The 12998-nt window shown below is 44.4% G+C and carries 11 protein-coding genes and 1 pseudogene; 6 read left to right on the top strand and 6 right to left on the bottom strand.

Going from position 1 to position 12998, the window contains the following annotated elements; translation table 11 throughout:
* Positions 1–438: 438 nt before the first annotated feature.
* The 3 genes from ACG95_RS10500 to ACG95_RS10490 all read left to right on the top strand — a co-directional run bounded on the left by ACG95_RS10500 (position 439) and on the right by ACG95_RS10490 (position 5080).
* A complete protein-coding gene (locus ACG95_RS10500) occupies positions 439–1140 on the top strand; it encodes an ABC transporter ATP-binding protein (protein ID WP_048000465.1) in 702 nt (233 codons plus the stop codon).
* 9 nt (positions 1141–1149) lie between these two features.
* On the top strand, positions 1150–3726 hold the full coding sequence (locus ACG95_RS10495) for an ABC transporter permease (protein WP_048000464.1): 2577 nt from the start codon (positions 1150–1152) through the stop codon (positions 3724–3726).
* A 100-nt stretch (positions 3727–3826) separates the two neighbouring features.
* Complete coding sequence (locus ACG95_RS10490) at positions 3827–5080, top strand: ArgE/DapE family deacylase (RefSeq protein ID WP_048000463.1); 1254 nt, start codon at positions 3827–3829, stop codon at positions 5078–5080.
* Positions 5081–5195: 115 nt separating this feature from the next.
* On the opposite strand, the gene ACG95_RS10485 is transcribed toward ACG95_RS10490, so the two are convergent.
* Positions 5196–5630, bottom strand: coding sequence for a MerR family transcriptional regulator (locus tag ACG95_RS10485; protein WP_048000462.1), 435 nt, complete (start codon positions 5628–5630; stop codon positions 5196–5198).
* 214 nt (positions 5631–5844) lie between these two features.
* Between ACG95_RS10485 and ACG95_RS10480 the strand changes: the two genes are divergently transcribed.
* The 3 genes and pseudogenes from ACG95_RS10480 (at position 5845) to ACG95_RS10470 (ending at position 7339) form a co-directional block, all read left to right on the top strand.
* Positions 5845–6249 (top strand): cupin domain-containing protein, encoded by a 405-nt coding sequence (locus tag ACG95_RS10480; protein WP_048000461.1) that lies wholly within the window; start codon positions 5845–5847, stop codon positions 6247–6249.
* A 12-nt stretch (positions 6250–6261) separates the two neighbouring features.
* Positions 6262–6583: pseudogene (locus ACG95_RS10475) on the top strand (carboxymuconolactone decarboxylase family protein).
* 12 nt (positions 6584–6595) lie between these two features.
* A complete protein-coding gene (locus ACG95_RS10470) occupies positions 6596–7339 on the top strand; it encodes an SDR family oxidoreductase (RefSeq protein ID WP_048000460.1) in 744 nt (247 codons plus the stop codon).
* Positions 7340–7743: 404 nt separating this feature from the next.
* Here ACG95_RS10470 and ACG95_RS10465 read toward each other — a convergent pair whose 3' ends face one another.
* The 5 genes from ACG95_RS10465 to apf (ACG95_RS10445) form a co-directional block, all read right to left on the bottom strand.
* The gene (locus tag ACG95_RS10465) at positions 7744–8961 is read right to left on the bottom strand and encodes an ABC transporter permease (RefSeq protein WP_048000459.1); all 1218 of its coding nucleotides are present in this window, start codon (positions 8959–8961) and stop codon (positions 7744–7746) included.
* The gene (locus tag ACG95_RS10460; protein ID WP_048000458.1) at positions 8954–9853 is read right to left on the bottom strand and encodes an ABC transporter ATP-binding protein; all 900 of its coding nucleotides are present in this window, start codon (positions 9851–9853) and stop codon (positions 8954–8956) included. The genes ACG95_RS10465 and ACG95_RS10460 overlap by 8 nt, the downstream gene beginning before the upstream one ends.
* A 48-nt stretch (positions 9854–9901) precedes the next feature.
* Positions 9902–10408, bottom strand: coding sequence for a methylated-DNA--[protein]-cysteine S-methyltransferase (locus ACG95_RS10455; RefSeq protein ID WP_048000457.1), 507 nt, complete (start codon positions 10406–10408; stop codon positions 9902–9904).
* A 232-nt stretch (positions 10409–10640) separates the two neighbouring features.
* Positions 10641–11672: an aggregation-promoting factor gene (gene apf / locus ACG95_RS10450; protein WP_048000456.1), complete on the bottom strand. Its 1032-nt coding sequence runs from the start codon at positions 11670–11672 to the stop codon at positions 10641–10643.
* Positions 11673–11904: 232 nt separating this feature from the next.
* Positions 11905–12750, bottom strand: a complete 846-nt coding sequence (apf, locus tag ACG95_RS10445; protein ID WP_048000455.1) for an aggregation-promoting factor — start codon at positions 12748–12750, stop codon at positions 11905–11907.
* Positions 12751–12998: the final 248 nt, after the last annotated feature.

Here is a 12998-nt window from a genome sequence, read left to right as displayed (position 1 = left end):
TGTTACTGTAGAATGATCTTTGTTTGCACTGAATACTAGTAAAGACTAAGTAATGGGTAGTTGAATTGAATCTAAGCGTAGCCAGTCGGGGAAAGGTGCCATGAAGGCGTAATCTAAGGTGGCGTTCTTGGCCCTTTAGATTACGGGACGTCTTTTGAGACTTGTACTTTAGGCTCAAAAGCGAGGTTCCAGACCGTTTTGTGGCTGGGACCGGTCCCCATGGCACGTTTTCCTGACTGGCGGAGCGATAAATTAGTGATGATTGCAATTTTAATGTTGATATACCAATACTTAAGACTGGTTCAGCGTTTTTTTACTTTTAATCAATAGATTAACGATTACATCCCTAGGAACAAATTAAAGGTGAAACCCTGACCATCTGGAGAAAAGTACGGTATGATGAGATTAGGAAACGATTACATATAGGAGGGCGAGTTAATGCCATACATTGATGTACAGCAAATGAGCCGAGAATTTAAAAATGGCGATCAAGTGACGGTTGCGAATAAAGATATTTCATTCGAAGTCGCACGGGGTGACGTAGTGGTGATCCTTGGCCCTAGTGGTGCGGGTAAATCGACCTTGCTCAATATTTTAGGTGGGATGGATAGTCCGACTAGCGGTAAAGTGCTGATTGACGGGACCGATATTGGCCAAATGAATACGCGACAACTGACCACTTATCGACGCCAAGCAGTGGGTTTTGTCTTTCAGTTCTACAACTTGGTGCCTAATCTGACTGCACGTGAAAATGTGGAGTTAGCTTCTCAGATTACCAAGGATGCGCGTGATGTTGATGAGACGTTAGCGTTAGTTGGTTTGACGAAGCGGGCTGGTAACTTTCCTGCACAATTGTCGGGTGGGGAACAGCAACGAGTCGCAATTGCGCGAGCTGTGGCAAAGAATCCCAAGTTATTGCTGTGTGATGAACCCACGGGTGCCTTAGATTATCAAACGGGGAAACAAGTCCTGCAGGTTATTCAGGATGCGGCCCAACAGACGCAAACGACGGTCATTATTGTGACGCATAATAGTGAGATTGCTAAACTCGGCAATCAAGTCATTCGTATTAATGATGCTCAGGTGCAGTCGGTCGTCTACAACGAGCATCCAACACCGCTTGCCGAAATTGAATGGTAGGTGGCAGAGATGACAGCAGTTTATTTTAAAGCAATTTTACGAGAAATTTGGCGGTCAAAAGCGCGGTTTGCTTCGATCCTATTGATTATCTTTCTAGGTGTGGCCTTTTACACGGGGATTCGGGCAACCGGTCCCGATATGTCACAAGCTGCGACGGATTATTTTAAACAGCAGCGATTAGCCACCAACAGTGTGCAATCAACGCTGGGTTTGACTAAGGCTGATACTAAGGTGTTGGCGCAACACAGTTCTGCGCTGACTTACCAATCGGCTAAGTATTTGGATGTTAATCAGCTGAATAATAATCAAGTGGTCCGGGTCATGGAGTTGCCAACCACACAACGCTTGAATCAGTTGCGCGTCGTTAAGGGACGGTTACCGAAGCGGGATAACGAAATTGTTCTCGATGCCCAAGCTCAGCAGTTACAGCCAAAGTTGAAGGTTGGATCGACGTATCACATTGTCAGTACGACGGCGCTTAATAAGAAATTCAATCGTCGAACGTTTAAAGTTGTTGGTTTCGTTAATTCACCAACATACGTTGAAAGCGCGAGTCGTGGTGTGACTAATGTGGGTAAAGGGACGTTAGATTATATGGTCTATGTTCGGCCACAGACGTTGAAATTAAGCGTACTGACGCGGATCGACGTGCAGTTCAAAAACTTACAACACGTGACACCGTACTCTGCTGAGTATCGCCGGTTGAATCGTAAAAATACGGCACAGTTAAAACGGTGGTTAAAACCGCAAGCTGCCAAACGTCAACAGGATTTAAAGGCGCAAGCAACGGCTAAATTAAAGCCGTTACAGCAAACGGTCACTCAGTTGGAGCAGCAATTACCAGCGGGAACGCCGCAACTCGTTAATTTACAAACGCAACTCAAACAAGCACAGGCGCAAGTCGATGCCATTAAGTTACCGACCTACCTATACACGGATCGCAGTGATAATCCGGGCTATACGGAGTATCACGAAAATACGCAGCGAGTGGTCGCTTTGTCAACCGTCTTTCCCCTATTTTTCATCGCGATTGCTGCGTTAATCTGTTTGACGACGATGACGCGGATGGTTGAGGAATTGCGTCTACAGATGGGAACACTGAAGGCACTGGGATACAGCAACGCGGCCGTTGGTAGTGAGTTTATGATCTACGGTGGTTTAGCGGCTTTGATTGGGACGATCTTAGGCGTACTATTCGGCGTTAACTTCTTCCCACGTTTTATCGCTCAGGCTTACGGCACAATGTATAATTTGCCAGCCATCAACGTTCAGTATCTGTGGTTGGATATTGGGATTGCTTTAGCGATTGCCTTGATCTGTACCCTGGGAACGGCATTAGTTGTCTTATGGGCTGACTTACGCAGTCTTCCCACGGAATTACTGCAGCCACGAGCACCTAAAGCCGGTAAAACTTTATTGTTAGAACGCTGGCACTGGTTATGGCGGCGATTGAGTTTCAACAATAAAATTACCATTCGTAACCTATTGCGGTACCGGCAGCGATTATTGATGACCGTACTGGGGATTGCCGGTTGTATGGCGATGATGATCACTGGTTTTGGTTTGAAAGATTCAATTGGCGATATCAGTGTCAAACAGTTCAATGAACTCTGGCATTATGATGCAATCATTACACGTAACGGTAATGAAACGGCGGCACAAAAGCGCGTCATTAGCCGTGGTAAGTTGTATGATGCAAGTCTGTCATTACAGTCGAAGCAGGTGACCGTTCAGAAGAGTGGTGTGGCGGAACAGACGGCGACGCTCGGCGTTCCAGCACCTAAGCAGCAGTTGTCGAAATTTGTCGTGCTGCGGCAACGGAAGACGCATCAAGCGATTAAACTGGGAACGAGCGGTGCGGTGATCGATGAAAAACTCGCTAAGCTCTATGGTGTTCAAGCGGGAGATGATTTAACGATCAAGTTGGCAGGACAGCAGGCTAAACGCATTCACATTAGTGCGATTGCTGAAAACTACGTCAATCACTTTGTATACATGAGTCCGACTTATTATCGGCAGGTGTTCAATAAAGCACCTATTTACAACAGTAACTTTGTTCAGTTTACTGATTCAAGTACGCGCAAAGGTAATGCCTATGCGGATCGTTTGTTGAAACAGGATGGTATTTTGAATGTCACGTTAATGAGCACCGAAAAGGCTACTAACTTTAAAATGTTGGATAGTATGAACTTAGTGGTGTTGATCTTCGTCATCTCAGCGGGGGCGCTTGCATTAGTCGTTTTATATAATTTGACTAATATCAACGTCTCGGAACGGATTCGAGAATTATCGACGATTAAAGTGCTAGGATTTTACGACGGTGAAGTGACGATGTATATTTTCCGGGAGAATCTAATCTTAACGGTACTGGGGATCTTATTCGGATGCTTATTGGGAAATTGGTTGCACAGTTACATCTTACAAACGGCCGAAACGAACGCGTTGATGTTCTCACCAACGATTCATCCGCTCAGTTATTTGTACTCAGCGTTATTAACACTAGCCTTTAGTTTGTTAGTAATGGTGATGATGCATCGCAAGCTGAAACGAGTCAACATGTTGGACGCATTAAAGTCAGTTGATTAGAACATTTGCGTTAGGATCACCGGTTAAAAGAACCGGTCAAGTGGTATAATTTAAATTGAGAACATCAGTTTATAAAAGTGTAATTAGGAGATGGAACACAATGGCAGAAACAACCCAATTAACGGAAGCCGTTCAGGCATTAAGTGACATTGTAAAAATGAATACGGCCAACGATCACGAACAACTCGTTGCTGACTATTTAGCAGCATTATTAAAGGATCACGGTATTGAATCAAAGATGATCGAATACGCGCCAGGTCGGGTCAATTTAGTGGCTGAAATCGGTGACGGTAACGGTCCCGTGATTGCCTTAGATGGGCATGAAGACACGGTTGCACTAGGCGATATGAGCAAGTGGACGGAAGAACCTTTAGCAGCCGAAATCAAAGATAACCGGCTATACGGTCGTGGCGTTACTGATATGAAGTCCGGCTTGATGGCCGAAGTCTTCGCTTTGATTGCATTGCACGATCAAGAAGTGCCTTTACACGGGACAGTGCGCTTCATGGCAACTGTTGGTGAAGAAATGAACCATTTAGGTGCCGAACAATTGACTGAACTAGGTTACGCTAATGACATTCAAACGTTGATCTGTGGCGAACCAAGTGGTGCTGACAAGCGTTTATTATTAACGAAGCCAATTCAAGCGATGTTAGGCGTTGATCCTGACACGGCTAAGAAGATGGCGGATGCTAATCCAACTACTGAACAACACTTTATTGAGTTAGCACATAAAGGTTCATTGACTTATTCCGTGCACGCACACGGGGTGGCTGCTCACAGTTCGATGCCAGAAATTGGTAAGAATGCCATTGATATGTTGATGACGTATTACCAGAAGCAAACCGCTTATTTTGAAAGCTTCAAGACGATTGTTAACTCAATCTTGGGACCAACTGTACCAGTGGTTACGCTGATCAGTGGTGGCGAACAAGTCAACACGGTGCCAGCTAGTGCTGAAATGTCAGTTAAGATCCGGACGATTCCAGAAATGCGTAATGACAAGATCATTATGGAATTGGAACGAATCATTGCTGAATGTAACGAAGCCGGTGCTAACTTGACGTTAGACATTGCCAGCTCATTCTACCCAGTCCACACGCAGGAAGATACCCAATTGGTTCAATTGGCTAAAAAAGTCGGTGAACAAGTCTTACAACAACGGTTACCATACTTTGGTGCTCCCGGTGGTACGGATGCTTCATCGTACATCGTTACTAGCCCAGACATGGAAGTCATTGTCTTTGGACCAGGGAACATCACGGCTCACCAAGTAGATGAATACGTTGATTTGGACATGTATGCCAAGTTCATTACGATTTATCAACAGATGATTACTGAATTATTAGCATAGTTATTAACAAATAGCGTGTACCAGCAGGCAGTTAGTTTGCGAGTATTAACGTTCTTAATAGAAAAAAGGACTGTGATTTTTATATCACAGTCCTTTTTTCTATGTTTTGTGTTGCTTATTCGTTATGACCAAAACGTTCTAAATACGTTGCAAAATCTTCGTGATCCTGCGTAATCCCGGCATCTTTTTCTTCATACCAGTTAATCTTATCATTGAGAATCTGTAAGTGATGCTGAACTTCATTGAATTGAACTAAGAAGTCCTCTTTTACATGGCGAAGTAGTTCTAATCGTTGGGGGATGGTGGCATCGCCTTGCGCACGCCATTCAACGTATTGTTGCAGTTCGTTGATACTCATGCCAGTTCCTTTAAGATGTAGAAGGAACTTGACCCAGTGAACATCAGCCGTTTCATAGTAACGGCGACCATTTTCTAGTCGGTGCGGTTCAATCAAGCCGGCTTTTTCGTAATAACGCAAGGTTGGGGCGCTGAGGCCGACTGCTTTGGCAAAGTCACCGATGGCGTAGCGGGTAACGGTAGTTGTGGGCATTGAAATAATCTCCTTTGATGGTGTGGATAAGTTAGTGGTTAGGAAACTTATCCACAACTACGATTTGTTAAAGCTACTTTATCCACGATAATACCACGAAAATTGATTTTAACAAGTTTAAACTTTACTGTTGACTTAAAGTGCACTTTAAGTTGTAAGCTATGTTCATCGTAAAAAAAGCAAACAACTAACAACCAATTAAGGAGTGTTTGATATGACAACAGAAAACAACAGCGGTTTATTCGGATTAGGTGACAAGAACGAAGCTTATCAACAATATTTTATCGGCCAGAGTTATTTAAATGGCTTAGCAGGCGGCGCCGATGAACAAGTTGACGTCAACGTGGCTAATGTTACTTTTGAACCTGGATGTCGCAATAACTGGCACATTCACCATGATGGTTACCAAATTTTATTGGTTACCAGTGGTGAAGGTTGGTACCAAGAAGCTGGTAAGCCAGCTCAATTATTACATCCTGGTGATGTCGTAACCATTCATCCTGAGGTTAAACACTGGCATGGTGCAACCAAGGATAGTTGGTTCGCCCACGTTGCCATCACTAAGGGAACTAGCGAATGGCTTGAAGCAGTTGACGACGAAGCTTACGCCAAATTATAGGAGGTTATTAACATGGCAGAAAAACAAACCGCAGGACGCGATAATTTAGGGTAAAATGGCCCCACAATTTGCAGCGTTGAATGATGATGTTTTATTCGGTGAAGTCTGGGCACGTGAAAGCGAGCTTAGTTTACACGATCGTAGCATGATCACGATTGCCTGCTTAATGACCAGTGGCGACTTTGCACAATTGAAGGCGCACTTCCAAATGGGCAAGGCTCACGGTATTGAGAAGGATGAGGCCGTTGAAATCGTCACTCATTTAGCCTTCTATGCTGGCTGGCCTAAGGCGTGGTCCGCAATGGGATTGATCAAAGAAGTTTACGGTGAATAGGAGAAAAAATAGATGACAGTTAAAAATAAAGTAGTCGTTATTACGGGCGCCTCATCCGGTATTGGGGCAGCAACCGCTAAACAGTTAGCTAGCAACGGTGCCAAGGTCGTTCTTGGTGCTCGCCGTGAAGAACGGTTAGCTGAATTGGTTCAAGAAATCGAAGCAGCCGGTGGTCAGGCAGCTTACCAAGTGACTGATGTGACCAAATCAGCCGATGTTCAACAATTGGTCCAATTGGCACAAACCAAATTTGGTGGCGTCGACGTCATTTTCAATAATGCCGGAATTATGCCATCGTCACCCGTCAGTGCTTTGCACACGGATGAATGGGATCAGATGATCGACATCAATATCAAGGGTGTTTTGAACGGTGTCGCCGCAGTAATGCCAATCTTCACTGCTCAAAAATCCGGTCAGATCATCACGACCTCATCAGTAGCAGGAATCAAGTCATTCAGCGGTTCTGGTGTCTACGGCGCTACTAAGTTTGCCGTACGTAACTTGATGGAAGTCATTCGGATGGAAAGTGCTGAAGAGGGGACTAACATTCGAACCGTCAGTCTTTATCCAGCGGCAATCAACACCGAATTACTGCACACCATCACGGATGAAACTGCCAAGTCTAACATGACCAACTTTTATCAACAAGTTGGGATCAGTCCTGATGCAGTTGCCAACGTCGTTAATTTTGCGATTGACCAACCAGAGAGTGTCAACGTCAACGAATTTACGATTTACCCAACTAAACAAGCTTAATGAGCTAAGTTAAGTATCTGAAAGTATTGACTGTAATTAGTCAGTGCTTTTTTTTGCAGTGACTAATTAATATTGCCGTTGCTATGGCTGCCATTCCGCCTGCCGGGGTGCCCTGACAACGCTGGAACGTGGTGGGCATCGATTGAAGCTCACAGCAAAAGCCACTGCAATCTTCAATATGAACTTTATTCTAAGCCGGACAAAAAGCATCCGACTAAGAATAATTTCACCACTGAGCATTGTCAGGGCCCCCCTATCGGCTAGATTGATTCAAGTAGGCGTGTATCCAAAACTAAAGATTGAAAGTTCTAAAATAGCTTTTGGCCTTTTAGGACACAATAAAAAACGACTTCCTTACCATGTAGTGTGTACAGTAAGAAGTCGTTAATTAGATTTGCATAGCTTTATTTCAAACTTAATCCGCGTTTCAAGTTGCCCCAGAAGCCGAGTTCGTCAGTCTGCAACATTAAGCCGCCATAGATACGACCAATGTAGAGCATACTGCCGACAATCGTGGCTAACAAGATTGCCAGTGAAATCAACGCAACGGGCATTGTTGCTGCGCCATTGATCAATCTGAGTGGCATCAAGTAAGACGAGAAGAACGGCACGTACGAGAAGATGGTCACGAACGTGTTGGTCGGACTACTTTGAAAGGCTAACGCCACAACAAAAGTCAGTAAGTTCAAGTAAACGACCGGTTGCGCTGCCTTGCCTGCATCCTCAACCCGCGTGACTAGTGCACCGCAGAAGGCCGAAACGACGGTGTAAAGTAACACCGCAAGTAGAGCGAATAACAAGTTAACCGATAATAGATTATGCAGGACTTGGTTGATCAAATCCGTGTTCTGCTTCCAAAAATCAATCGTGACACTACTATGCTGTGCCAGTTGCACGGCCGCAAAGCCACCCAGTAAGTAGACGAGTAGCTGAGTGACGATCACTAGCAGCACGCCGTAAACCTTCCCATTGAAGTATTTACGAGGAGTGGTACTGGAGAAAATCACTTCCATGATCTTGGTGCCTTTTTCCGACGCAATCTCTTGAGCCGTGATTGAAGAGTAGGTGGTTAGAATTAAATAAACAAAGAAGACGATGATGTAAAACGAGACCATTTTGGCCAATTTATCCGAAGCAGCGTGTTTTTGTAGCTTCTGCGTAAACTGGGGTTGAACGGCTAACGCCATGGTCTGAGTAGTTGTCAGCTTAGCTTGTTGTACATTCAATTGTGTTTGAGTCGCCACTAAGAATTGTTGAATCTTAGCTTTATCACCGCTGCTAACCGCACTGGGGCCGTGGAAAGTCGCCGTAACGCGTTGTTGATTTGCGGTCAAAATCAAGTAACCGGCAATATCGTTACGTTTGGTAGCGGCTTTGGCACTCTTCAGTGTGGCGTACTTGTTAGTCGTTGTAACGTGACTCTGTTTAAGAAAAGTCTGTCGCAACTGTGGGGTGCTGCTGACAACGGCGATATCATTCTCGCTCTGATTAGGAGCAGCGAAGTATGAAATCCCAAAAGTAAGGCCTACGAATAGGAAAGGCATCAGAACAAGCGATAGGAAGCTCCACGATTTGATTTGTCGTAAATAGGTTTCCCAGGTCACAATCCAAGTTTTATTCATGATCGACACCTCGCACTTCAGTTCGGAAAATTTCATCTAAGGTTGGTGGCTGTTGACTGAATTCTTGAATATACTGGCCAGCAGTGACCTGATCAAAAATGGCCCGACCGGCTTCGGCATTCTGTAATTCTAGTCGATAACGTTCAGTGCCTTGTGGGGTCACCGTAAGTACACCAGGTAAAGCGGCCAGTTGTTCTTCAGTCCAGTCGGTTGTCAGGAAGAGCCGTGTCCGGCCAAACTGGTTGCGGACGTCGTCAACGGTACCTTGAAGGACGACTTCACCGTTACGAAGCATGACCAGTGAGTCGCAAATGGCTTCGACGTTACTCATGTCATGGCTGGAGAAGATGATGGCGGCACCGCGGTTTTTAGCGTCAATGATCGCCTGTTTGAGCAGGTCGGCGTTGACGGGATCAAGGCCACTGAAAGGTTCATCCAGGATAATCAGCTTAGGATCATGAATCAATGTACAGATCAATTGGACTTTTTGCTGGTTCCCCTTGGAGAGCTTATTGATCTTATCGTTAGGTTGCCCCTTGACTGCAAATCGTTTCATCCAATCATCAATCTTACTTTTCGTAACGTTGGCTGATTGATTTTTTAAACGTGCTAGGTAGACAATTTGTTGTGTGATCGTCAGTTTAGACATTAAGCTACGTTCTTCTGGCAAATAGCCAATCTGGTCGTAGTCGTCTGCCGTTAGTGGCTGACCATTCCAAGTAATCTGACCGTCAAAAGCTAAAAAGTTTAGAATACTGTGAAAAGTGGTGGATTTACCAGCACCATTTTGACCAATGAGGCCCATGATTTCCCCGTCATGGACATCGAATGAAACGTCATTTAGCGCGGTAACCGTGCCGAATGATTTGTGAATGTGTGCGACTGATAACATCGTTTCGTCCCCCGAATCATTAATTTAACTTCATGATGGCATAGTTGATTAGGCGTGGCAAGTTGAGTTGTCTTTTTCTAAGGCCAATAACGTCTTTTTCATAGGTAGGCCACCACGGTAGCCGCCTAAAGTCCCGTCTTTGCGTAAGACCCGGTGACAAGGAATAACGATCAGTAGCGGGTTCTTACCCACGGCACTGGCAACCGCACGAACGGCAGTTGGACGGTCAATTTTTTCAGCAATCGTTGTATAGGTGGTCGTGTTGCCATAAGGGATAGTAGCTAATGCTTGCCAGACTTGTTGTTGGAGCGCGGTTCCATGGCTTTGATCTAGTGGTAAGTCGAAGCTAGTACGGTTGCCAGTTAAATAAGCCTGAAGTTCTTGAATTTCTGTTTGATTAGCACGATCATCATGAACGGCAGTTGCTGTCGGAAAAAAAGCTTGCCACTCGTCAGTGACGCCGTTTGCTCGTCCAACGAAGGCGAGCCCATGTGTCGTACTGCCTAGCCAGTATGTTTGACCGGCGATTGTAGTTTGGGTCAGGGTTAATTGCATAGTAGAGACCTCGATTGTTTAAGATAGCGTTAGTATAACAGACTTACTCAGTATAAAACGTCTAAATTGCTGCCAACCATGGCTTATATTTTTCAGCAAATGACTTATTTAGACCTTCGTTGAAGTGATACTAGTAATAAGAACGATAGGGTATCAAAAAATATACAAAAAACGGCACCTATTCTCCTGATCAACAGGGGAATAGGTGCCGTTACTTATTAGCATTAATGAATTAATACCAACCGTTATTTTCCCAGAAGGTCTTTGCAGCGACCCAAGAACCGTAACGACCAGCAACGTACGCGTCGGCAGTTGCTTCTTGGTTAGCAGCTGAAAGGTCACCGTTCAATAAGACTTTTCCAAGTTGGTATTTACCATAGTAAATACCATTGGTTGCAGTATATGAACCACCAGATTCGCGATTGGCAATCCAGGCCTTAGCAGCAGCTTCAGAAGTCGTACTAGTTGAAGTAGCCGTAGAAACGCTAGCTTGGCTAGTGGTTGATGAACTAGCACTGGCTGTACTGGTACTAGTTGCAGAAGCACTCGCAGCAGTTACTGTTGAATGAGTTGCTTGGCTGGCTGCTGAGGTGCTACTTTGACTAGCGGCACTAGTAACAGAAGAAACACTGGCTTGACTAGTACTGCTTTGGCTGGCAACAGAAGTAGCACTTTGAGTAGCCGTACTAGTAGCAGAAGAAGAGCTAGCTTGACTGGTACTACTCTGACTGGCAGCTGAAGAAGTACTTTGGCTAGTAGCACTAGTGACAGAAGAAGCGCTAGCCTGACTGGTACTACTTTGGCTGGCAACAGAAGTAGCACTTTGAGTAGCGGTGCTAGTAACAGAAACAGCGCTAGCTTGACTGGTACTACTTTGGCTCACAACTGAAGTGGCACTTTGACTGGCAGCGCTAGTGACAGAAACAGCACTAGCTTGACTAGAACTGCTTTGACTTGCGGCACTGGTTGGTGTAGTAGCAACTGCAGTGGTAGTTTGTGTTGTGGCAGTCGTAGTGTTGGTATGACTGAGCTTAATGGTTTGGTGGTTATTAACCGTTAACTTGTCACCGACATAAATGAGGTTGACGTTCTTGATATGGTTGAGCTTTTGAACAGCAGCAACCGTAGTCTTATGATTATCAGCGATCTCGCTAACGGTATCGCCAGCTTTGATCGTGATGGTATCCGCTTTAGCAGCAGTGGCACCAAGTGCAATCGCACCGGTAGTTGCTAATGAGGATAATAAAATATGTTTGATTTTCATACTGATTTGTTCACTCCCGAAATAGAATGTGCTTCCCTGATAAGTTTAACATCATGTAAGCGGTTCGTTAAGGATAAAATAACCGTTTATTGTTGATTTCTTAAAATAAAATTAGTAATTATACATAGTGTAACAGATTAGTACTTAGATAACAGCTGATTTGAAATGTTAATCGCCATAAAAAAAGTCGCGAGATTCTCGCAACTTTTTTTTGATACTGATTTATAACTGATTAATAGTAGCCGTTTGCTTCCCAGAAAGTCTGAGCTGCAACCCATGAACCATAACGAGAAGTCACGTAGGCGTTAGCAACAGATTCTTGGTTGGAAGCAGAGTAGTCACCATTTAAGAGTGACTTAGTTAATTGGTATTTACCATAGTAGTTACCATTAGAAGCGGTGTAAGAACCACCAGATTCTTTGTTAGCGATCCAAGCTTTGGCAGCTTCTTCAGAGCTGCTAGAAGAAGTTGTGCTGGTCGTTGAAGTTGAACTGGTAGTTGTGGTTGAACTGCTATCAGTAGTCGTTGAGGCCGTGTTGGTCATGCTTGCACTTGAAGCAGTGCTAGCAGTTAAATCAGTTGTAGAAGCTGATGTGGCCGTTGAACTAGTGCTTTCGCTAGATGCTGAGCTAGCACTAGCTTGACTAGTGGTACTAGTTGAATCGGCACTTGAGCTAGCTGCACTGGCAGTACTGCTACTTGAAGTTGCGGTACTAGTACTTTCACTGGCCGCACTACTTTGACTAGTTGCGCTAGTAGCTGTGCTTGATGCTGCACTAGCAGTGCTGGTAGTACTAGAACTTGCAGCGCTCGTAGTAGTTGAACTAGTTGGTAATTGTGCGGTAACTGTTGTTGTTTTACCGTTAACTTCAAGCTTGTCACCAACGTAGATTAAGTTGATATTCTTTAGTTTGTTGGCTTTTTGAATGGCACTCACGCTAGTTTTATGTGTTTGAGCAATAGCACTGAGTGTGTCGCCAGCCTTAACGATCACCGTATCGGCGTTAGCGGCAGTGGTACCGAGGGCTAATAATCCAGTTGTTGCTAATGAGGTTAATAAGACACTTTTAAGTTTCATAAATATAAGTCACTCCTAAATTTGTTTGGTCGTTGTTTAATTCCGAATAACTAACGAATGGTGATTAGTATAACGGCTCCAGATTTCAAAGCCATATATAACAGGTTACGTTTTAAGCCGATTTTGTAACAAAGTAATATCGTGTAACAAGTTAGTTTTTTCATCACATTTTGACAACATAAATATCATATTTTGGCTGTTGTTTGCTCATTAACTTGAAAAAAGCCTTAAAGCGATGGGCTTCTGCT

The organism is Lactiplantibacillus herbarum, assembly GCF_001039045.1.
GTDB lineage: Bacteria > Bacillota > Bacilli > Lactobacillales > Lactobacillaceae > Lactiplantibacillus > Lactiplantibacillus herbarum.
This window is presented reverse-complemented; position numbering and strand designations above follow the sequence as displayed.